We start from the raw sequence: 21,462 nt of genomic DNA, 5'->3' as shown, positions 1-21,462 counted from the left end.
TTCCGAGCTGGGGGGATCCCCACCCGGAGGGTGGCTTGCCGGCTAAGGCTCGGAAGAGCGCCCAAGGGATAGACTGAATCCCGGAGGCGATCATGACGTGCGTCAAGCCCACACCCGAAGAACTTCACACCGGCGTGTTCTCGCCGGTAACGCTCCAAGCCGCAAGAAACGCCATCCTCGACGATGGGATGGTGGTGCTGGAAGCTGTCGCCGACGTCCAGCACCTGGCGCTTATCCGTGAGCAAATGCTCGCAGACGTGGACAAGGTGCTCAGCCGAGGCGACACGCCTTTCAACTTCGTGAAGGCCAACATCCAACAAGACCCGCCGCCCTTTCCGCCGTTCCTGTTCAAGGATGTGCTGCTGAACGACCTGATCATCCAAGTCACCCACTCGATCCTCGGCGACGGGCTCTACAACGCCTTCTACAGCGGCAACACCGCGCTCGCCGCCTCCGGCCAAAGGCAGCCCACCCACTTCGACATGGGCCATCTCTGGCCCGGCCTCTACGGCCCGCCCTATTGCCTTGTCGTGAACTTCCCGCTCGTGGACATGGACGCGGGTAACGGCGCCATCGAGCTCTGGCCCGGCACGCACAAGATCCCGTTCGGCGATTGGCGGTCGGCCGACATCAAGATCCCCGAAGCGATGCTGGAAGAGCAGCGGCCGATCTCCAAGCCGTTTCAGCCCTCGGTGAAGCTCGGCAGCGCGCTCATCCGCGATATCCGGCTGTGGCACGGCGGCATGCCCAACCCCAGCCCCAACCACCGCCCGATGATCGCCATGATCCACTACGCGGCGTTCTTCCCTTGCGGCCCGGGACCGGAGTTCCCTGCTTCATGCAAGAGCTTCTTCGAGCACCCTGTTCTGGAGACCAGGGCGCACTGGGTCGAAGGCGACATCGACCACACGCAGCACAATACGGCGTTCGACTACGCCGAGAGGGGATAGTCCCCTTGACCTCAGATCGTTGAAAGCGGGGCCAACTTCCTGAAGGGCGCCGGCCCCACTCTAAGAACGCTTGGCCGACTATCGGCGACGTCGCGCGAGCGCTACTACTCCAATCGCCAGTGCAGCGAATGATGCGGGCTCAGGCACGGGCGAAGTATCACCCATATAGCTCAGGATTTGAGTTCCGTCGGCATTAGATCCTAGCGTTCCTGCGCCGGTCCACTCACCATCAATGTCGGCGAAGAAGGGCTTGCTGGCAGCGTCATATCCGACCGCATCGAACACGAGGGTGCTCGATCCGCCAGTACCAACACTGGTGGCGCCGCCACCGCCATACGCGAAGTTCGTATCCCAGCCCATATAGCTGTATCCGGCAAGGGCCATGTCAGAAGGAATGCTTCCAAAATAGCCGCTGCCCATGGGCGCATAAACCAGACCGCCAGGCGCATTGTTCGTGTAGACGCCCCACCACCATACCGGAGCAAGGGCGGACACATTTGTAAGGGTATACGTGTACCGATATACCCCGCCTCCCATGGCAGCGATGGACTCGGTGCAAGTGAGATCGGGTGCAGCCGGCCTCAAGCCGGTCACGGCAAAGCTGGTCGAAGCCAGTGGGACGATGACGGCAACAGCCGCCAAAGTCAGCGTTTTGAGTCTCATTTCCTAGAAACCTCCAATCAATACAACTCACCAGCGTGCGTGAGTCCTAGATATCCTACAACGGAAGTGAAACACGTCCAAGGTGTATCCAGCCCGTAAAGTTGCCGGTTCTTGCAGGTGGCGGTCCGATGCGGTGTCAGCCTTCCGCCGATTCTCGGCAGCCCATAAAGACGAGCCGCCTGCCAAACTTGGGCTGTGGACACAATGCGCCAGAACGACTGGGGCATCGCCCGGTCTCGGCTCCTGGACTGGTGGCTCGGCAAGGGCTGCGCCCTGTGGATTACGGCTCCCGCAGAGGAGCCTTGGCTGGAAGTCCCTGAGCCGGCACCTCCGGCAGACCTCGAACAACGGTGGATCGACCCAACCTTCCGCGTTCAGCAATCGCTCCATTGGCTCTCCCGCACCTACCACGGGGGCGCAGCCTTTCCCTACCTCGACACGATGATCGGCCCCGGCTCGCTCGGGCTCTTCCTCGGCTGCGAACCCGGGTTCGCAGAGACCACGGTTTGGTACAACCCGTGCATCCAGGACCCCGACGCCACGCCGCCGGTCCGCTTTAACCCGGCCAACCAATGGTGGCAGACACATCTCGCCCTGATTGACGAGGCAATTCGAGTTTCTCAGACCCTTGGAGGCTGGCTGCCGGTCGGGATGCCGGACCTCATCGAGAACTGGGACACGCTGGCGCAGCTCCGCGACCCAATGGAACTCCTGATCGACTCGATAGACCGTCCCGAGTGGGTCCTTGCGCAGATCGAGGCGATCAACCAGGCGTTCTTCGAGACGTTCGACCTGATCTATGAGCGGATCAGGCTCTCGAATCCGCAATCCGCAATCCGCAATCCGCAATCTCAGAACCTCCACCCCCTACCCCCTCCTCCTCCAGGGCAGGAGGAGGGGGAATCGGGAGGGATGGTGTTCGCCGCCTTCAGCCTTTGGGGACCGGGGAAGACCGCTAAGGTCCAGTGCGACGCGGGCTCCATGATCTCCCCCGAGCACTTCCGCAAGTTCGTCCTTCCCTCGCTATCCCGCCAATGCGACTGGCTCGACTACTCGATGTTCCACCTCGACGGCACCGACTGCTTCCCTATCCTCGATGCCGTGCTGGAAATCGAATCGCTGAACGCGGTGGAGTGGACGCCGCAGCCGCAGTTCCCTGGTGGCGGCTCGCCCCAGTGGTACGAGTTGTACCGCCGCATCAGGGCGGCCGGAAAGTCGGTGCAGGCGATCTGGGTCAAACCGGACGAGGTGCTGCCCCTGCTCGACGCCCTCGGCCCCGAGGGGATGTATCTGATGGTCGAGTGCGCGACGGAGTCTGAAGCAAGGAGGCTGGAGAGGGAGGTGTATGGGTGAAGGGTAGTGGGGTGGTTTCGGGTGCCACCCGTCGCTCCGTTCGATCCTTACCCATGAGTTCCGGCAACCGACCCTTGTCGATGCGTTTGTATGGGTGAAGTGCCGGGTTCTGACGCCCCTTTGCGTCCCTCTGCGCATCTGCGCCTTTGCGAGAAATCCCTAGCTGCGCAGACTGAAGACCAGCGGCTATGGGCCTGAAGGGACAGAGGCCTGGGGGCCAAATACTCGTCAGTCCACAATCCGCAGTCCGCAGTCCGCAGTCCGCAATCCTGAAACGTCGAATTTCCCGCCGATTTCTGGCCCTATTTCATCTCCCGTAGCGATAGAACTCGCTACAATGGAAACCCTTACCATGACAAAGAAGTCAAGAATCCTTCCACTGCTGTTGTTGGCCTCAGCGGGCTCCTTGGCGATGGGCCAAGTCGCTGGCAAAGACTTTGGCCACTCGGCGCACGGAAAGGCGTTCGACACCGGGATGCGCACCAAACCCTGGAAGATGGACGGCATCGGCACCGCCCCGTTCCGGATCACCACCAAGGTTCCCGAGGTCCAAGAGTGGTTCAACCAAGGCAACGCGCTGCTCCACAGCTTTTGGTATGAGGAGGCCGAACGCACCTTTCGCTGGTGCCTGAAGCTCGACCCCGACTGTGCGATGGCCTATTGGGGCCTCACGGCGACCGGCCTCAACTGGTCGAATATGGGCGCCCGCTACGGCAAAGAATACGACAGATACCGTGCCTTCCTTAAGGAAGCCGCAGCGCGAAAGGACAAGGCCACGCCGATTGAGCGTGCGTTCATCGAGGCTTGGGAAGCTGCCTTCGCCGAAGGTAACAAAGACTCTGGAGGAACCCTTAGCAAGCGGCTGCTTGACATCACCAAGGCCCATCCGAACGACATTGAGGCCAAGGCGTACGCGGGGCTCTATTCCATCGGGCTCCTTTCGGCGTCCGAGAACGACAAGGTCTTGCAGCAGGTTATCGCAGTCGCGCCGAGCCACCCAGGGGCCCACCACTACCGCATTCACAACTGGGACTTTCCGGACCCCTACAAAGGTGTGGACAGTTGCCGGCAATACGGCTCCTTCGCCCCTGGAATCGGCCATGCCATGCACATGCCCGGACACATCTTCAGCAAGGTGGGCATGTGGCATGAGGCTGCCATCGCGATGGACGGCGCCACGAGGGTCGAGCTGAAGTACATGAACGCCCGCATGGCGCTACCTTTCGAGGAGTGGAACTTCGCGCACAACCGGACCTACCTCTCCTACATCCAGGAGCAGCTCGGTATGGCAGACGCCGCAATCCAAGGTGCGCGAGACCTGATCGCTGCCCCCCTGGACCCTCTGTACAACAACTTTGAGTCGTACGATACGGGCGTTGAAGCCCTGGTGCGGGCACTCGTGAAATTCGAACGGTGGGGGGATATCCTGCGTACGGGTTCAATTCCGTGGCGCAATCAGAGCCCCTACGGCCAGCAACGCGCGTTCATCGAGGGCCTCGCCTATGCCGGGACAGGCAAGGTGGACCTGGCGACCCTTCGGCTTGCGATCCTCGAAGGCAAAAAGGGCAGCGGCGAACTCAGCGAGGCGGAGATCGCTCAGGCCAAGACCCCTGAGGGGAGGATTCTCGCAGCGAACATCTTGTCGGCGATGGGCAAGCCCGCCGATGGCGCGAAGGTGCTCAAGGAGGAAGCCGACAAGGAAGTCAAAGCCTATGCCGACAGCCCCTACGGCCTGGGTGACCCTCCTGGTGATCCGATCATGGTTCCGCGGATGCTGGCCGAGCTGTATCTGAAGGCCAAGGACTTCGCTGCGGCGATTCCCTACTTTGAAGCGACGCTCAAGCATCTTCCGTACGATGGCTTCTCGCTTTCCGGTTTGGCGGTCTGCCACGCAGCGCTGCGAGAAACCGAAAAGGCAAGGCAATACGCGGGAAAGCTGCGGCACGTGTGGTCGGGAGCGGATCGGGACCTTCGGTGGCTGAAGGACGTCACCGCTCTTGGATTACGCGAAAGCCCCGTTGCCGATCCCGCCTCTCCCGAGCGGATCTACAAGCCCTCTGCACTGAACCGGCTCGGCCCAGGGAACTGGGAACCCTATGAGGCTCCGAAGCTAGCCGTAACTGACGCGAACGGCCGGAGCGTCCGCCTCACCGACTATCGGGGCAAGAACGTCCTGCTGATCTTCTACCTGAGCGACGAGTGTGTGCACTGCATGGAGCAACTCCGAAAAGTGAACGGGTCGAGCGCAGCGTTCGAGAAAGAGAACACGGCCATCTTGGCCGTGAGCAGCGCCACGCCGAAGCAGATTCGTGAATCGCTCAAACTTGGCGAGATCGGGTTCCGCTTGCTCTCCGACAAGGACCACGAAAACGCCCGACGGTTCGCCAGTTACGACGACTTCGAGAACATCGAGCTCCACTCGACGATCTTGATCGACTCGGAGGGGAAAGTCCGATGGAAGCGCACAGGAGGCGACCCGTTCGACAAGGTCGACTGGCTGCTGGGTGAGGTGAGGCGAGTCAACGCAGAACTCGCCTCACCACGTCGGTAGCGTTAGTGTTTCATGCACACGAACTGGTAGTACTTCTTGCCGCCCTTGTAGACTGTGCGGCGGACGTACTTCTTGCCGTTGCGATAGATGTACGCCTTGCTGAAGGTGGCCGCGCGTGCGCGCCGCAGCTTGTTCTCGCTCTTGCGATCCTGCTCGTATCGGTGGGCCGAATAGAGCGCTCCCGCCGTGCCCAGGAACGTAAGGGTCCCGTCCTTGTTGAGCAGGCCGATGGCGCCGAGCACGCCTGAGCCGATGGCGATCGTTTTCCATTCGTTCTTCATCTTCTCTCGGTGCTTGATGGCCGCACTTTGGGGTTCAAGCACGCGCCCGTGAGCCAACGAGGGGGCAAAGGTGGCGAAGGCCATAGCGCTTATCGCCAGGACCGTACTGAGTGTGTTTCTCATGGTTTCCTCCTTTGGCGTTGTGGATACTTTCCTTAGACGGAAGTAAAGATTGCGAGTGTTCGGCCACCTTGGCTCCGGCGGGACGTTGGTCCCGCCATGGCATGAAGGGGCAGCCTGTTCGCACTACGGAGACATTCAAGTAACTCGTCCCTCAGATGGTCTCGCAGGCATAGGAACGCCAGTCTCCAGACTCGGCCGGTTACGGTTTACGGGACAGGTTCTATCCGGCTCTACCTGAGCCCCCAATCCATATGGGCTCTCCTTCCACGTAGCCCCCATTGGTGAGGCCCGGCCAAAAACGGTTGTTGCGATGGTCCCGATCCTTAAATGGGGGACCCACGCTGATGCTCAGTTCGCGCCACTTGACCTTTCTGTTTAGGTACCGAATGGTCTTATCGCGGTACTCGGTTTCGCCGTCTTTGAAGTGGAGTCCTGCGACAAAGTCGTTGATGTAGGGGTTGCTCTCTGGACGGACCTCTCCCGGGATCGAAATGACCAAGTCCGTCGTACCAGCCGTTACCAGAGCGGCAACTTGCGTCACCACGTCCTTATCCTTATCGCCAATAATCGTGCCCATCACGCATGCCTGGTCGCCCCAAGGCATGGTGAAAGACGTCTCCTGCTGGCTGACGAACGTGCGCGGCTTGCCCAAGGGAGTCCAATAGAGCTCTGCTCGAATCTTCGCAGGCAGGACGCGGGGGATCGAGAACCGGTATTGACGGATCTTCCCCATTTGGTCCGGATGCCTGCTGTTGAACCATCCCAGACCCACCCACTCGTAGGCGGGCCGGAATCCGGCGTTTTTGACCCCATCCACTCCGTCCTTGGGCGCGATCAGGTATCCGCCGACATAAAGATCTACCGTGTAATCGGCGCTTGGCTTGCTCAGTTCAACTTCAACCAGCAGATACCCGTCCGGGACGTACTGATCTTCGACGTGGATGGCCTTCAGCGCGACCAAGTTCACATCCGACTGGCGGGAAGGGACGCTGGCCAAAGGCCATGAGCGCCGGTAGAGCAGCGCGGTCTTCACGCCTCCGCCCTGTGCTCCAACCGGTGGCAAGGGCAACGGGCCAGGAGCATATTTTGGTGGCCCGAACGCCGTGGCTGTTTCTCCTGGCCCTGGCTCGGGAAGCCTAAAGCCACCGCCAGCTCCGCCACCAGAATTTCCCCCCGTGGCGCCGCCCGACGAGCCTCCCGTGCTTCCACCGCCGGCCGGAGGGCCACCGCTTGGCACATCTCCGACCCGAGCGGCTGTAACAGACTGATAGTAGTAGTTGCTGCTCGTCGTCGTCATGGACCTCCCATCAACCGTGATCGCGAACTGAACGACGTAGTGGAGGTTCGTCCTTGGCGAAGAAGACGGCCAATACACCATCACCTTGCCATCCTGGACCCACCACTCGCCGGGCTGCCAGCCAGGGTCGGGGCACGTGACCTTACCGTCCCGTGTCAGTGTGACCTGGCTCGTTCCCGCTCCGGTATATCCCTGCCACTTCCATTCCCAGACTCCCGGCGCGAGCTTCTCGAGGCTAACTCCAGGTTGTGGCGTCACAGATGGCGCACCGCCAATGCGAGTCGCCTTGACGGACTTGTAATAGTAGTTTCCAGCGCTGGTGCTCATCGTTCGGCCATCTTGCGCCAGCGTGAAGACCATTGAGTAATGGGTGTTCGTTTTCGGATAGGACGTGGGCCAATAGACTCGAACGGTCCCGTCTGTTTCGACCCACCACTCGCCCGGAGCCCAGCCTGGGTCGGGGCAGGTCGCCTTGCCATCCTGCTGAAGGGTGACCATGCTGGTCCCCGAGCCTATGTAGTTCTCCCACTTCCATTCCCAGACCCCGATCACGCTTCCGCTCAAGCCACCGTTTGCCGGCGTTTTTCCCGTCCGCATGTACTCGATGAGGAACATGCAGACGCGGTAGGACTCGCCGCGCCTGGTAGGGTTGGATGCGGCGGACACCACGACTCGCGTCTTGCCTCCAGACGGCGTGCAATCGATGAGCGCCATCACCCACTCGTTGTTGCCTCCAATGGTGTGTTCCATGGGCTTGTGGGTCACGAGCCCCGCCGCGCGCAAAGCACTAGTGGCGCGCTCCATCGCCTGAGGCACCGTCAGGTCGATGCTCGTCTCCGCGGCAGTGAGCCCCGGAGTCGTCGGATGGTAGTCCTGAACCCTGCCCCCCAGACCGCGAAGCGGGAAAAGGGCACACAGAACAACGAGAATCGGAACAATGGCCTTTGCCTTCAGCATTTTGAGCTTTTCCTCCACAAGTGAGACTCATTGTATCAACACTCTCTTAGGAACCAAAACGATTCAACGATAGATGCGGACGAACGGCATTGGAACGGATAAGATGGAGCCATGACCTCGCTCCTGCTCGGCATCGCCGCGATCTCATCCTTTCAGACTGCCCAGAACCCAGGTTATCGGGACATCGAGATCCGGGGATGGAAGGCGCACGTCGAGCGCTCGCTCTTCAACAGCCTTCTAGAATGGAATCCCGTGCGCGAAGAGCTGGACAAACAGCTCTATCAGATCACGCGGGTCGTCCCGCATCCTGCCCTTGGCCAGCTGAGGCAGGTCCCGATCTGGGTTCATCGTAAGGCGCCGATCACGCAATGCATGGCTTATCACCCGGGCAAGGAATATCTGGTGGAGCACGCGATGAACCCAGAAATGGCCAAAGGGATCGAAGTGGGGTGCGCCGAGACGTTTCTTCTCTGGACCATCGATCAGCCCTGGATGGTGTTCCACGAGCTGGCACACGCGTATCACGACCGCTTCCTTGCGAGCGGCTTTGAAAACGCGGGGATCAAGTCGGCCTACGAGGCTGCGATGAAGGCCGGGCTCTACAAGCGTGTGGCCTTTTGGGATGGCAGGGAGCGCGACGGCTACGCTACGACCAACCAGATGGAGTACTTCGGAGAGCTTTCGGAAGCGCTCTTCGGGCAAAACGACATGTTCCCGTTCGTCCGAGGCGAACTGGCCAAATACGACGGCGGTGGCCTAATAGCCGTCGCCGAGGCGTGGGGGGTGAAAGACCTGCTTTCGCCGACGAGGAAGAAGGGATAGGGACGAAGCGCAGGCATCCACCTTGCTCGAGGGGGGAGAGGCTGGTGAGCGAAGCGAATCGGGTGAGGGGCAGGAGCGCGAAGCGCGACAGCCGGCGGGCACAACACCTCACCTCGGAGGCAAGATAGAACCATGAGCGGTTTCGAAGTTCGGGGTGTTTGGGGCGGTCCCGCGCAATGCGGAAAGACCCGCGAGAGCGTGGCCAAGTACCTGGACAAACTGAAAGATCACGGATTCAACGCGGTGTTCATGCACCTCAAGGGTGGCGACGGCCTGCTCTATTGGCCCAGCCCTGGATTCCCCGAATGTGTTGCGCCAGGCTATGGAGATTTCGATTTGCCGGCGGTCCTCCAAGAGGAGTGCGAGAAGCGCGGGATGCAGGCCCACGCCTGGATGATCGACTTCTTTGAAGGCAAGAACGGCGCCGCGTACCGTGCTCATCCGGATTGGGCAGCGCTGGACCCGGACGGCAAAACTTGCGCCGAGGAGATGCTGCGTGGCAAGCCCTGGGGGCCACTTTGGATGTGCCCGGCACAGCGGCCCGGCTACACGGACCAGTGGCTGGTGCCCGTCTACAAGGAGTTCGCCGAGCGCTACAACTTTGTCAGCATCCACCACGACTACGTGCGTTACCCCGGAGATGCTGCCCCCGATCGCTACTGCTTTTGCGATTACTGCCTGAAGCACCTTCCGCAATGGGCAGGTTTCGTTAGTGAGAAGTACCCTGATGAGCGGTTTTTCCATGAATCCTACGATCGTGGCTACCTCGAAGCCCACTGGGAGCAAAGTCCAAGGGTCCTACCGGTTAACTGGAACACACTACCCAGAAAGTTCAAGGCCGAGTTTCTACTGAGCGGCAGCTTCTTCCAGGGGGGCCGATACGACCTGGATTACTTCTTCTATCTTTACCGAATCCACTGGATCACCGAGTTCACCAGGCAGTGCCGTGAAGCTGTACAAACCGCGAACCCCAGCATGAAGATCTCGGCGGCAGTGTTCAAGAACCCAATCCATAGTGGGCGCTTTATCGGCCAGGATTGGCGGACATTTGATCGATATGTGGATATTGCGATCCCGATGGACTACCGCGACCACTATCCGGGGAACTTCGAGCAGTACCTGCACCTGCTTGAGGAGTCGATCGGGAACCAACAAGAGTGGGCGAAGGACTTCGAGGCCCTTTACATCGGCATTGCCATCAATTTCCTCTTCAAAGAAGAACCCAATGGACCCTACCCCGACGCCAAACTGAGCCGAGTCGTCGAGCGAATCCGAAAAACGGGCGTGCCCGGCATCGTCATGTTTTGCGACAGCCAACTTGACGAATACGGAATGTGGGACGTGGCTAAGAGAGCGTTGGAAGGATGAAGGCGGGGTTCGAAGCGCAACCGGCGTCTGGGAGCTTGTGGACGCCGGATGCATCGCATGTAGCTACGCGAGCTTTGGCCCAACGGGCCGCAAGGAGATAGCGAAGGGCACCGCCCTGGAACCGGGGCATCTTCACCCGCTTCCCCAGCCCCAACGGGGCGTGCGGAGTATCGGTGTCATCTCCTGACGCCCTTACTCCCCAAACGGGAACATCGGGACTGTGGCCAATCCGATCAGAGCACACGCCATATAGCCCGTAAGCGATGCCGCTGCCGCGTAGTCCTTGGCCCACCGCTGACCCGTCATCAGGCAGACCAACGTCAGCGAAACGCAACCCATGGCTGCCGCGGCGACCCAAGCCGGTCCCGAAAACAGGGTCGACACGATCGCAATCAGACATCCCCATCCGCTGACAAACTCAAGAGCCGTTAACGCCGTGAGAAACATCGGCACCGTACCCTTGAACGGGCTTTTCTCGAAGTGCGGCACCATCCACTCGAGGTTGCCCTTGCGGTCCGTCAGCTTGTCGTAGCTGGACTGGATAAACGTCGTCGCAAAGAACGCGCAGGCCGCCAGGTTTGCGAGAATTGCAGGGTTCCAATGCATGTTGGCGCTTGCCTCTGCCAAAGGACGGACCGCCCCTCGGGAACGATGCGCCGGCCTGGTCCGGTACTCTGGCAAGAACGGGCGACGAAGCCCCGGAGTTAAGACTCATGCAGAAGTGGACTCATCTGCGCGCGACCTCCATCGGCGCGCTCATTCTCCTCGCAGCAACTGGACTTGGACAAGAAGTGCCTGCCAACGTAACGGCGGCCCTCAAGAAGGCGGACGCGGGAATCGCGGCCATCCTGAAGATCAAGCCCAAAGACCGCAATTTCTGGAACACCTTCGCGTCACTGGACAAGATCTCGGCTCAGCTCGACGTGGACACGTCGCTCACCGTCTTCATGCAATACGTGTCCACCAACGCCGAGGAGCGAGATTCGGCGCGGGCGGCAGATGAGGCCGTCACCAATTGGGCCATCGCGCTCGGCAAGCGTGAGGACCTTTACAAGGCGCTGAAAGCCGCTGCGGCCACAAAAGCCAAACTTTCTCCTGAAGAGCAGCGATTGTGCGACCACTGGCTGCGCGATTTCCGGCGTTCGGGCATGGGCCTAGACGCCGCCAAGCGAAAGCAGCTCCAGGGTATCGAAGAGCAGCTCAACAAGCTGGGCATCGACTTTCAGCGCAACATCGCCGAAGACGAGACCAAGGTGGCGCTGGCGCCAGATGAGCTCAAAGGCGTTCCCGCAGAAGTCCTCAAGCGGATCCCGATGACGAACGGCCTTTACCTGGTCGGCATGGACACGCCCACTTACTCCGCCATCATGGACAACTGCGAAGTGGCGCTCACGAGGCAGAAGTGCTGGCTCGCGCACAAGCGCCGAGGCGGCCTCAAAAACGTCCAAGTGCTCGAGCGGCTAATCCCCTTGAGGGCACAACAAGCCAAGATGCTCAACTACAAGTCCCCAGTCGACTACGAGGTCGAGATCCGCATGGCGCGCAACTCGGACACCATCGCCAAGTTCTATGAGCAGCTCGAACCGCTGGTCCGCCAGAAGCGAGATGCCGACATGGTGGAATTCAACGAGGTCAAGCGCAAGGCGACAGGCGACCCGAACGCCAAGCTCGACGTCTGGGACTACGCTTTCTACAAGAATGCCCTGCTCCGGGACAAGTACGCCGTCGATCAGGACAAGGTCGCCGAGTACCTTCCGATGGAAAAGGTGGTCGCCGGGCTCTTCTCCATCACCTCGAAGCTCTATAACATCGAGTACCGCGACATCACGTCCAAAGCAGCCGAACTCAAGCTGCCGCTCTGGCATGAAGACGTGAAACTCTACGAGGTCGTGAGCATGGAGGACGGCAAGCTCCTGGGCCGGATGTATACGGACCTCTATCCACGGCCCGCCAAATACTCGCACGCGGCGTGTTGGGGCTTGCGGCCCCGCTACTATCTGAATGGCAAGGAGCAGGTGCCCTTGGCGGCGCTCGTATGCAACTTTACCAAGCCCACTGCGGAGAAGCCTTCCCTTCTGCCCCACGATGAAGCCGAGACCTTCTTCCACGAGTTCGGCCACGGCCTACACCACATCCTCTCGCAGTGCCGCTACGCGCGATTCTCGGGCACTTCGGTGGCCAGGGACTTCGTCGAAGCACCCTCACAGATGCTGGAGAACTGGGTATGGGACCCGGCGGTGCTCGACACGTTTGCCGCGCACTATCAGACAGGGGAGAAGTTCCCCAAAGCCCTTCTGGACGGAATGGTTCGGGCGCGCACCCTGGGCTCTGGGATCGAGACCTCGTTCCAGCTCTTCCTGGGCGAGATGGACCAAGCCTTCCATACGGTGCCCGACGGCAAGGTAGACACGGTCGCCAAGTACAAAGAGGTCTTTGGAAGGCTCATGCCCTATGCGCCGATCAACGAGTCCATGTACCACGCTTCGTTCACGCATATGGTCGGCTATCAGGGTGCCTATTATGGATACCTTTGGTCGCTGGTGTATGCCCAGGACATGTTCCAGCGATTCGAGGAGCTGGGTCTGCTGAATCCTGAAGCGGGCAAGTACTACCGAAACAAGATTCTGGGTCGAGGGGGCTCCATGGAAGAAATGGACATGCTGAAGGACTATTTGGGCCGCGAGCCCAAGATGGACGCGTTCCTAAAGCACTTGGGTCTTGGCGGCTAGACGCCCCAAATCACCGAACCCAAACGAGCGCGCGCAAGGTCCTATCCGCATGAGGTCCTTGCCCGTATTGCTTGGTCTGCTCCTGTCGCTCGTCGCGGCTCCCGCCCCATCGCAGGTCACCGAAACCCTGCGCGCCAAGCGCGCGATGGTGGTCTCCGACAGCGCCATCGCTTCGAGGGTTGGCGCCGAGGTCTTGCACAAGGGAGGCAACGCAGTGGACTCCGCCGTCGCAACGGCGTTCGCCCTGGCCGTCACCCTTCCGGCTGCGGGCAACATCGGGGGCGGCGGGTTCATGCTCATCCGCCTCAAGTCGGGCGAATCGGTATTCGTGGATTACCGCGAGACGGCGCCCGCCGCCGCGACCAAGGACATGTATCTCGATAAAGAGGGCAACGTCGTCAAGGCGCTATCCACGGTCGGCCAAAAAGCCGCCGGCGTGCCCGGGACCGTCGCCGGACTCTTCGAAGCGCACGCCAAGTACGGAAAGCTCGCGTGGGCCGATCTGGTCGAGCCGGCGATCAAGCTGGCGCGCGAGGGGTTTGAAGTCAGCTTCGAACTGGCCCGAGGCCTAAAGTCGCGCTCAGCCACCTTCAAGCGGTTCCCGGCGAGTTGGGAGGTGTTTTGCCGTGAAGGCAAGTTCTACGAGTGGGGCGACACGCTGAAGCAGCCCGACCTCGCCAAGACCCTCGAACGCATCGCCAAGAATGGGCGGGACGGCTTCTACAAGGGAGAGACCGCGCGGCTGATCGCAGAGGAATGCAAAGACGGCGGCGGCCTCATCACCGAGCAAGACCTCGCCCAATACCAGCCCGTCTTTCGTGAACCGTTGCAGAGCAGCTACAAGGGCTACGACCTCATCACCGCCCCGCCTCCAAGCTCGGGTGGGACCGCCCTGATTGAGATGCTCAACATCCTCTCGGGCAAGGACCTCAGCAGCTACGGAGCAGGCTCGTCGGTGACCTACCACTGGATGCTGGAGTCCATGAAGCGGGCGTTCGCCGATCGGGCGGCCTATATGGGCGACCCCGACTTCACCAAAATCCCGGTTGGCCAGCTCACCGACAAAGTTTATGGGGCCAAACTGCGCGCCACGATCAGCCCGATCTTTGCGACCGCAGCCAAGGACATCATGCCTGGGCTCGGGCAGATTCACGAAGGCGAGCACACCACGCATTTCTCCGTCGTGGACGCAGAGGGCGCCGCCGTCTCAAACACCTACACCATCAACGACAGTTACGGCAGCCACGTCGTGGTGCGCGGCGCGGGTTTCCTGCTCAACGATGAGATGGACGACTTCGCTTCGAAGCCCGGAGTCCCGAACAACTACGGCCTGATCCAGGGCGAGGCCAACAGCATCGCTCCCGGGAAGCGGCCTCTCTCCTCGATGACGCCGACAATCGCGCTGCGCCACGGCCAATTGGTCGTGGTTTTTGGATCGCCGGGCGGGCCGACGATCATCAACACGGTGCTCCAAACGTTCCTAAACGTCGCCGAATTCGGTATGACGATCCAGCAGGCCGTCGACGCCCCGAGGCTTCATCATCAGTGGCTGCCCGACGAAGTGCGCTGGGAGGCTCGGGGCCTGAGCCCAGACACAAAGATCGCCTTGGAGGCGCTTGGCCACCGCCTCAAAGCCACGCCCGAAACCATCGGCTCCTGCCAGGCGATCTTCGTCGATCCGGCTACGGGCCACCGGATCGCGGGCCTTGACAGGAGGCTCTCCGGAACCGGCGCGGCAGGCTACTGAGGCGGGGTTCGTGGTCCGCGGTTCGTGGTCTGGAGACCGGAAGGCGTCGCCCTTTGCCCGTCGCTCTTCGCAATTTGAAGGTCCGGAACGTCCGCCCCCTACCTCAGCCTCGACCTCTGCGCCAAGAACACGCCTGCAAACGCGATGACGAACCCGAGCCACTGGACCCCCGTAAGGCTCTGTCCAAGCACGATCCACGCGAAAAGGTTCGCCAATGGCGGAACGGCGTATTGATAAATCATCGTCCCCGATGCGCCCACCTGCTTCACCCCGACGTAGAAACACACAAACCCGAAGACTCCCGCGACAAGGGCCACGAACACCCAATGCCAGATTGCCACCGGGGGCAGGGCCGCCCAATTCGTGGCCAGCACTTGGGAGTAGCCATAGGGGAGGATGATCGGTAGCGCGCCCCACATAGAGACCGTCAGAACCGTCGCGGGAGGGTATTTCCCCACGAGTGGCTTGCTGATGACCGTTGCCACCGCCCATACAACCGCCGAACCGAGAATCAGCAAGTCGCCGACGAGCCCGCCCTGTACGCCGTGACCCGCGACCACCATCGAGACCCCTGCAAACGCGAAGAGCGACCAGAACACCGTCTCGCGCTTCAGCACCTCCTGCTTGGCCAGCGCCGAGAAGAGCGCGGTGAAGAGCGGCGCCGTGGCCAGCACGATGGAAGCCTCACCAGGGCCCGTCCGTGTCGTGCCCTCCAGGAAGAGCACCATATAGATCCCGAGCGAAAGAAAGCCCTGAAAGAGCACCAGAAGTAGGTCGCTGCGCGGAATGCCGCGGGGCACCCGACTGATGAGACAAAAGGCATAGAGCCCCGCAATCATCGCGCCCCAACGGGTCAGAGCCAGGGCCGGCGCGGAGATGTAGCTCCACATGAGCTTTAGGGCGACGAAATTGTAGCCCCAGGACACGTAGGTGACGACCAGCGCAAGGCTGAATACTCGGTGGCGCTGGTCTTGCACAAGGGAGTATGGCGCACGCGCTAGAGGTCGATCCGTGCCTGGCAGAAATACCAGACTTGAGGCTCTTCCCAATCCTTACTTGTTTGCGTTGGAAATCTGGCTCAAACCGGAGATAGGCTGACGATCGAGGTTTGTCCATGCGACTCTTTGAGATGAAACTCGTGGCGACGGCTCCATTGCTGTTGATTGCGTCCAGCAGCCTCGCCTCCACGAATCTGCTCGTCAATCCTGGATTCGAAGAGCCACCCATTTTGGGGGCCGGCCAGAGCGACCTGATCGTCGACGATCAGAAAATGATCCGCACCGTCTACCTGGGCGATGACAGCTACTACGCTGCGATCTCGGGAATTGCCGACTGGCAGTACGCCATCCCTGGCGATCACGGCACCGCTTCGGACCATGGGCTGATGCGGCCGACCAGCTTCGGCGATCCCACTGGCCCTCGGATGCTCTTCATCAACAACTGGGAGCGGCGAGTAAGCCAATCGGTTAGTGAAACCATCCAGGCCAATCGAACCTATCGAGCGACCGTCGTTTTCGGCATGCCGCTCGACCAGGACACCGACCCCAAAGCCGGTCTGTTCCAGTTGATCGCCGGGCCTATGGATCTTGGAAATCCCGACTTTCTTGCGTCCGAGAGCCTTGTGCTCGCGGAGTGGCGCATAGGCTCAGCAGGTTGGCTCGGAGCACCCTTGAATCAAGTCGTCCCTGGCTTTTCTCTTGTGCCCCTCACGCTCGAATACACGGCGCAGCCGGGCGATCCGGGAATAGGCAAGGTCCTCACCGTCTCGTTCCGAACGGAGTCGGACTCTGCGGGGATCACCCTCTGGGATGATGCGACTTTGACGGTGGTTCCGGAGCCTGCTACGGCCCTTGGATTCTGCCTCGGTATGGCTTTTCTGGCTCGCCGGCGCCGCTAGTTTGGGGGATTCCGGGCAGCCGAAGGACTGGCCGCCAGGGGCCTACCGACGCGGATGGGCCGCCTGATACTTGCGCCTCACCTCGTCCAGGTCGAGCTGGGTGTAGACCTGCGTCGAGGCCAGCGAGGCGTGGCCAAGCAGCTCTTGAACCGCCCGCAGGTCGGCGCCCCCCTTCAGCAGGTGTACGGCGTACGTGTGCCGCAGGGTGTGGGGGCTGACGTGCTCCGGCAAGTCGGCCTTGGCCGCCATCGCCTGCAGCCGCTGGCCAACGGTCGTTCGCCGCATCGCCAGCCCACGATCAGACACAAAGACGTTCCGTAACGGCCGTCTCAGCAGCGCGGGCCTCCCCGATTCCAGATATCGCCGGAGCCACTCGATGGTCTGCCCGGGCAGAGGCACATACCGGGTCTTACCCCGCTTGCCCGTCACGCGAAGCGCCCTGCCCTCCAGATCAATCTCTTCCATGGCGAGGTCGCAGGACTCGCTCACGCGCAGTCCGGCGCCATAGATGAGTTCGAGCATCGCCCGGTCCCGCAGGCCCTTTGGGGTGGCGAGATCGGGGACAGCCAGCAGCTTCTCAAGCGTCTCCATCGGCAGAGCCTTGGGGAGTACCTTGGGCTTCCGGAAACCTCCCGTCGAGGGCAGGTCCATCGCTGGCCCCTGGCCCCTTTGCTTCAAGAACTTGAGAAACGACCGAAGCGAGCTCAGCCTGCGTTGGGCCGTCGTGGCCGCGAGCGGTCTTCCCAACGTCGCCTGATACCGCGAGACGGCCCGCAGGTCGAGCTGCTGCCAGCTTTCAAGCCCGGCACTGCGAAAGAAATCGGCAGCCTGGGTGAGGTCGTTGCGATAGGCAAGCTGGGTGTGGCGACTGGCGCCCAACTGCATTTGCAGGTGGTCCAGATAGGCCTCAATCGGTTCCATCCAGAGCGCCGGCAGCTCGACCGTGGACGCCGTCATTTCCGCTTCCAGACCCATATCCAGGGCCGAATGTACTCCAGGTCGTGGATCGCCGGGAGACCGCCGCCAAACGTCCGCTCCAGCGCGTAATCTCTCTGCAGCGTCTTGAGGAAGGCCTTGTACCGGTCCACCTGAAGTTGAATCCCAGGTGCGAGCCCGGCGCGCTCGGCGAGCCGCGCCAGAGGCTCGATATCGAAGCTGGAGAACACGACGAGCGACGGCTTGAGTTCGTCGAGCAGCCTAACGTCCCAATCGAAACGCTCCGCAGGGTTTTCGGGCACGTACTGGACCATCCCTGCGGCGCGCATCTCGGCCATCGCTTCATCGTAGTTCTGCATAAACCGGGCGCGCGGCTGGGTTGAATCCGGGAAGAGTGGCGGCGTCTGGAACCAAGGATCCGACACGATGCCGGCGGTCGTCCCAGGCGACTTCGCGATCTGCTCCTTTAGGTAGAGCGCCGCCTCGTCTCGCGGGTCTCCTCCTGCCATGTACGCGGCCATCACTCCTGCCGTCCTCAAACCACCCCAAATCGGCACGCCGCCGAGGATCAGCATCAGCCCGGCGGCCAGGGGCCTCCCGACCTTTTCGCCCCGCTCAAACCCCCATTCCGCAAGCGTGCCAAAACCCACCGCCAAGAGAACGAGCAGCGGGAACGAATAGCGCAGGAACATGATCTCCGAGCGGCCGATCACCACGTAGTAGGGCAACGCAAACGCAAGGAGCGGCCACACCAGCGGCCTCAGCCTCTTCGGAGCAAGCGCGACGCCCGCCACCGAAGCCAACAGCAACAGCCCTCCAAAACCTTCGATAAGGTTGTAGATCTGCACGGCGAAGCCGCTTCCCAAACCCACAAACACCAAGCCGTGTCCCTGCGCCGAGTGTGCCAATTCATAGGAAAAGCCTGCCCAGAACTTGTCCGGCTCGGTCAGGCAGCCAGGAGTCGAGACCAGGAACCCGAGCAGGCATGCCCCCACCGCCGCGAGCGCCAGCTTTCCCCATCCCGGCTTCCTTCCCATCACGATGACGGCCAGCACGGCCAGTATCGCCAACCCACCGGTGTACTTGGTGCCCGCGCTAAGCCCAGCGAGAAACCCCGCCCAGAGCACGAGCTTGAGCGTTTGTTTGTGGTCGAGAGCCTCCTCGCCCTCGGCGATGAGGAGCCGCGAAGCCACCAACGCGCTCGCAGCGATGAGCATCGTCGCCAGCACGTCAACCGTGGCGAACCGGGAATGAACAGTGAACCCTGGCGCGAAGGCGATCGCCAGCCCGGCAAGCGAGGCCGCCAAGGGACTCATCCACCGTCTGCAAAGCAAAAAGACGAGGACGCCCGTGAGCGCGCCGAAGATGGCGTTGAGGATCCGTCCCGCCAAAATGCCGTTCCCCACGAACGTCCACACACTTTCGGGCCGAGCGGGATCGATGCCACCACCATAACCGCCCACCACGTCGGAGGCAACCCGAAGCAGCGTCAAATAGAGCGTGCCGTAGCTGTAGAATCCGGGCGCGAAGTCAAGGCTCTGGGGCTCGATCTCCTGCGCGTAACCCCAGTTCACGATCTCGTCGGGATGATACGACTGGTTGTGAAGGCTGTTGGGAAGTCCCCAGCCGATGCCCACCAGCCGAAGGCCCAGACCCGCGAGAAACAGAATCCAGGGGAAGTAGCGGATCAGGCGCACTTGCGCCAAGGGGCGCTCGGGCGCCTCGCTCAACCGTGAGCCTTTGAGGCAATAGCCTCAACACCGAGGTCGGCCGCAGCCAATCCGGCACGGGGACGCTCGGCGCCCGTGACGACTCCCACCAGCGCTTCAACCACCACGGGATCGTACTCGGTGTCGGCCCCCGAACGCATCGATTCCAGGGCCAAAAGCTGCCCTTGCCATCGCTCGAACCACACAAAGTCGGACACTGCCTTGAGCACCCGAGATTCAAAGGGCAGATCGGACCGCACCGGCGCGCCGTTGGCGATCGGACCCCGATACGAGAGGTGGTGTTTCCGAACGATCGGCGCCAGCGGCTTGAGGGACGGGATGAACTCGAGCATGTTGGCGCTGAGCTCGCTATGCTTCATGTAGGCGGCTCGCTCGGCGGCGGACCATTGCTCGTAAGGTCGGCCCTCGCCGAGCCGGAACGGCATGGCGCAAAGGCCGACGTCGCGCATCTGGGCGGCGTTTTCCAGGTTCTTGAGAACCCTCTGCGGAAACTCAAGCCGATGGCCCACCTGCACGCAGAGGTCGCGCACCCGGTCCGTCTGTCCCTTGTGGATCGGGAACCGCAGTTCGAAGGCCGCGCCGAACGCCCGAAGCGATTCGCAGAAACGTTCCTCCAGCACGGCAGGCAGCAACACCCGCTCCCAAAAGAGCAAGGCTAACGACACCAGGGCCAGCACGCCGAGAACGATCATCAGCTCGGACGTCATCGCGCGCCTCCCAACACCGCCTCGCGAAAGGCTGCGACCACCTTCCCATCGAACTGCAAGCCCGAGCACCGGTCGAGTTCGGCAAGGGCCTCCTCTTCGCTGATCGCCTTGCGATATGCCCGCCCCGCCTCGTCCTCGCCGTCGGAGGTCATCGCGTCGAACGCGTCGGCGACGGCGATGATCTTGCTTTCAATCGGAATGGCCTCGCCCGTCAGCCCGTCGGGATAGCCTCGTCCGTCGGGACGTTCGTGGTGGCTGCGAATCCAGGTGGCCATGGTGCGGAATTCGCTCACGTGGCCCACAATCTCCTCGCCATAGGCGCTGTGCCGCTTCACCGCGGCGAATTCCTCATCGGTCAGCGGCTCAGGCTTATCGAGAATGCGCTCGTCCACGGCGATCTTGCCGATGTCGTGCAGCACCGCCGCCTCGCGCACCATTTGCGCCCTCTTCTGCGAGAGCCCCAGGGCGAGCGCCGTGCGTTCGGCGAAGGAGGCCACCCTTCCCACGTGCCCGCCCGTGTAAGGGTGGGCGCGCTGGAGCATCTGAGAGAGCGCCGCGATGGTTCCGTAATATTGATTGAGAAGAGCCGATCGGCCTCTGTGGGCCTGCCGAAGAGCGAGGGCCGGCACCACCAAGACCGCGCTGAGCAGCGGAACGCCCTGTGCGTGAGACGCGGCAGCAGCCAGCGTGGAGCCGACGCTGATCAGCACGGCCGACGAGGCCAAGATCGCCGGCAACTCGGAAGCTCCCAAGGTTCGCCGCTCGTTTGCCGCCAACCGGATTCCTCCCTCCAAAACCGCCCAAAGACCCACCATGGCCGCCGCTCCTAGAAGGCCGTAGCCCAGCGCGGACCGCAGCGCGATCCCCGCACAAACCGACGCGATCCCCGCGCCGATGCAGGCCGATTGGGCCCGCGCGGGGTCGCTGAGCGACGCCTTGGGATCGGCAAGCCATCGCGCCAATCCCTCCATGAGCATTGCGGGGAGCACCCCAAACTCGACCGCAGTGATCGTGACAAACGGCAACGTCATCGCGTATTGGGACCCCGAAAAGGACCGCGTGATCCGCGCCACGAGGACGCCAAGCGCCAGCCATACCCCCAAGTGCCACAACGGCGCCCCTGCCAGCCAAACATTCTGAGGCTGCGCCACCAGTACGGTGCCGGCGACCACCAGACTCGCGAACGGCAAGAACGGGTGGCCTGCCTCGCGTTGGGAAATCGGAGCTACGGACATCCTACAGCAGACGGACGATTGAAGGGGCCCTAAAGACGCTCGTCCTTCCCCCCCGCCCGCCTCGGCCGAAGAGGGGTTGGTTAGGGGGACTCGGATAACGGGAGGAGATGATGAGA

17 protein-coding genes are annotated in these 21,462 nt (G+C 61.7%); 8 read left to right on the top strand and 9 right to left on the bottom strand.

Annotation, left to right across the window (positions count from 1 at the left end; genetic code table 11):
- Positions 1–92: 92 nt before the first annotated feature.
- Positions 93–950: a phytanoyl-CoA dioxygenase family protein gene (locus HZC36_06700; GenBank protein ID MBI5706663.1), complete on the top strand. Its 858-nt coding sequence runs from the start codon at positions 93–95 to the stop codon at positions 948–950.
- 78 nt (positions 951–1,028) lie between these two features.
- On the opposite strand, the gene HZC36_06695 is transcribed toward HZC36_06700, so the two are convergent.
- Positions 1,029–1,613: a PEP-CTERM sorting domain-containing protein gene (locus tag HZC36_06695; GenBank protein MBI5706662.1), complete on the bottom strand. Its 585-nt coding sequence runs from the start codon at positions 1,611–1,613 to the stop codon at positions 1,029–1,031.
- Between the two features lie 195 nt (positions 1,614–1,808).
- Between HZC36_06695 and HZC36_06690 the strand changes: the two genes are divergently transcribed.
- Together HZC36_06690 and HZC36_06685 are read left to right on the top strand one after the other, a co-directional pair.
- Positions 1,809–2,966 carry a hypothetical protein gene (locus HZC36_06690; GenBank protein MBI5706661.1) on the top strand — a complete coding sequence of 386 codons (1,158 nt, stop codon included), beginning with the start codon at positions 1,809–1,811 and terminating at the stop codon, positions 2,964–2,966.
- A 352-nt stretch (positions 2,967–3,318) separates the two neighbouring features.
- On the top strand, positions 3,319–5,517 hold the full coding sequence (locus HZC36_06685; protein ID MBI5706660.1) for a redoxin domain-containing protein: 2,199 nt from the start codon (positions 3,319–3,321) through the stop codon (positions 5,515–5,517).
- A gap of 2 nt (positions 5,518–5,519) precedes the next feature.
- Here HZC36_06685 and HZC36_06680 read toward each other — a convergent pair whose 3' ends face one another.
- Positions 5,520–5,921 carry a hypothetical protein gene (locus HZC36_06680; GenBank protein MBI5706659.1) on the bottom strand — a complete coding sequence of 134 codons (402 nt, stop codon included), beginning with the start codon at positions 5,919–5,921 and terminating at the stop codon, positions 5,520–5,522.
- Positions 5,922–6,141: 220 nt separating this feature from the next.
- A complete protein-coding gene (locus HZC36_06675) occupies positions 6,142–8,175 on the bottom strand; it encodes a hypothetical protein (protein ID MBI5706658.1) in 2,034 nt (677 codons plus the stop codon).
- Positions 8,176–8,286: 111 nt separating this feature from the next.
- On the opposite strand from HZC36_06675, the gene HZC36_06670 reads away from it, so the two are divergent.
- The gene (locus tag HZC36_06670; GenBank protein ID MBI5706657.1) at positions 8,287–8,997 is read left to right on the top strand and encodes a hypothetical protein; all 711 of its coding nucleotides are present in this window, start codon (positions 8,287–8,289) and stop codon (positions 8,995–8,997) included.
- Between the two features lie 132 nt (positions 8,998–9,129).
- Entirely contained in the window at positions 9,130–10,365 is a 1,236-nt protein-coding gene (locus HZC36_06665) for a hypothetical protein (protein MBI5706656.1), read from the top strand.
- Positions 10,366–10,557: 192 nt separating this feature from the next.
- On the opposite strand, the gene HZC36_06660 is transcribed toward HZC36_06665, so the two are convergent.
- Positions 10,558–10,992, bottom strand: a complete 435-nt coding sequence (locus tag HZC36_06660; protein MBI5706655.1) for a DoxX family protein — start codon at positions 10,990–10,992, stop codon at positions 10,558–10,560.
- Positions 10,993–11,078: 86 nt separating this feature from the next.
- On the opposite strand from HZC36_06660, the gene HZC36_06655 reads away from it, so the two are divergent.
- Positions 11,079–13,094, top strand: coding sequence for a Zn-dependent oligopeptidase (locus HZC36_06655; GenBank protein ID MBI5706654.1), 2,016 nt, complete (start codon positions 11,079–11,081; stop codon positions 13,092–13,094).
- A gap of 49 nt (positions 13,095–13,143) precedes the next feature.
- On the top strand, positions 13,144–14,841 hold the full coding sequence (ggt, locus tag HZC36_06650; GenBank protein ID MBI5706653.1) for a gamma-glutamyltransferase: 1,698 nt from the start codon (positions 13,144–13,146) through the stop codon (positions 14,839–14,841).
- A gap of 98 nt (positions 14,842–14,939) precedes the next feature.
- Here the strand turns inward: ggt and HZC36_06645 are convergent, their stop codons facing one another.
- Entirely contained in the window at positions 14,940–15,818 is an 879-nt protein-coding gene (locus tag HZC36_06645; protein ID MBI5706652.1) for a DMT family transporter, read from the bottom strand.
- Between the two features lie 137 nt (positions 15,819–15,955).
- Here HZC36_06645 and HZC36_06640 point away from each other — a divergent pair, with 137 nt between their 5' ends.
- The gene (locus tag HZC36_06640) at positions 15,956–16,738 is read left to right on the top strand and encodes a PEP-CTERM sorting domain-containing protein (GenBank protein MBI5706651.1); all 783 of its coding nucleotides are present in this window, start codon (positions 15,956–15,958) and stop codon (positions 16,736–16,738) included.
- 42 nt (positions 16,739–16,780) lie between these two features.
- Here HZC36_06640 and HZC36_06635 read toward each other — a convergent pair whose 3' ends face one another.
- From HZC36_06635 to HZC36_06620, 4 genes are read right to left on the bottom strand one after another with little or no spacing between them, the layout of a single operon-like run.
- Positions 16,781–17,713 carry a tyrosine recombinase gene (locus HZC36_06635; GenBank protein MBI5706650.1) on the bottom strand — a complete coding sequence of 311 codons (933 nt, stop codon included), beginning with the start codon at positions 17,711–17,713 and terminating at the stop codon, positions 16,781–16,783.
- Positions 17,692–19,380 (bottom strand): glycosyltransferase family 39 protein, encoded by a 1,689-nt coding sequence (locus HZC36_06630; protein MBI5706649.1) that lies wholly within the window; start codon positions 19,378–19,380, stop codon positions 17,692–17,694. The genes HZC36_06635 and HZC36_06630 overlap by 22 nt, the downstream gene beginning before the upstream one ends.
- A 20-nt stretch (positions 19,381–19,400) precedes the next feature.
- Positions 19,401–20,111, bottom strand: coding sequence for a hypothetical protein (locus tag HZC36_06625; GenBank protein MBI5706648.1), 711 nt, complete (start codon positions 20,109–20,111; stop codon positions 19,401–19,403).
- Positions 20,108–21,346 (bottom strand): HD-GYP domain-containing protein, encoded by a 1,239-nt coding sequence (locus HZC36_06620; GenBank protein MBI5706647.1) that lies wholly within the window; start codon positions 21,344–21,346, stop codon positions 20,108–20,110. Before HZC36_06620 ends, HZC36_06625 begins: the two co-directional genes overlap by 4 nt.
- Positions 21,347–21,462 lie beyond the last annotated feature (116 nt).

It is taken from the genome of Armatimonadota bacterium (assembly GCA_016223145.1).
In the GTDB taxonomy this organism is placed as follows: Bacteria; Armatimonadota; Fimbriimonadia; order Fimbriimonadales; family Fimbriimonadaceae; genus Nitrosymbiomonas.
This window is presented reverse-complemented; position numbering and strand designations above follow the sequence as displayed.

Excerpts from the sequence above, each read along its gene's own strand:
- HZC36_06700 (MBI5706663.1), top strand. The coding sequence starts at position 93 with ATGACGTGCGTCAAGCCCACACCCGAAGAACTTCACACCGGCGTGTTC.
- HZC36_06695 (MBI5706662.1), bottom strand. The coding sequence starts at position 1,613 with ATGAGACTCAAAACGCTGACTTTGGCGGCTGTTGCCGTCATCGTCCCA.
- HZC36_06685 (MBI5706660.1), top strand. The coding sequence starts at position 3,319 with ATGACAAAGAAGTCAAGAATCCTTCCACTGCTGTTGTTGGCCTCAGCG.
- HZC36_06680 (MBI5706659.1), bottom strand. The coding sequence starts at position 5,921 with ATGAGAAACACACTCAGTACGGTCCTGGCGATAAGCGCTATGGCCTTC.
- HZC36_06675 (MBI5706658.1), bottom strand. The coding sequence starts at position 8,175 with ATGCTGAAGGCAAAGGCCATTGTTCCGATTCTCGTTGTTCTGTGTGCC.
- HZC36_06670 (MBI5706657.1), top strand. The coding sequence starts at position 8,287 with ATGACCTCGCTCCTGCTCGGCATCGCCGCGATCTCATCCTTTCAGACT.
- HZC36_06665 (MBI5706656.1), top strand. The coding sequence starts at position 9,130 with ATGAGCGGTTTCGAAGTTCGGGGTGTTTGGGGCGGTCCCGCGCAATGC.
- HZC36_06655 (MBI5706654.1), top strand. The coding sequence starts at position 11,079 with ATGCAGAAGTGGACTCATCTGCGCGCGACCTCCATCGGCGCGCTCATT.
- ggt (MBI5706653.1), top strand. The coding sequence starts at position 13,144 with ATGAGGTCCTTGCCCGTATTGCTTGGTCTGCTCCTGTCGCTCGTCGCG.
- HZC36_06640 (MBI5706651.1), top strand. The coding sequence starts at position 15,956 with ATGCGACTCTTTGAGATGAAACTCGTGGCGACGGCTCCATTGCTGTTG.
- HZC36_06635 (MBI5706650.1), bottom strand. The coding sequence starts at position 17,713 with ATGGGTCTGGAAGCGGAAATGACGGCGTCCACGGTCGAGCTGCCGGCG.
- HZC36_06625 (MBI5706648.1), bottom strand. The coding sequence starts at position 20,111 with ATGACGTCCGAGCTGATGATCGTTCTCGGCGTGCTGGCCCTGGTGTCG.
- HZC36_06620 (MBI5706647.1), bottom strand. The coding sequence starts at position 21,346 with ATGTCCGTAGCTCCGATTTCCCAACGCGAGGCAGGCCACCCGTTCTTG.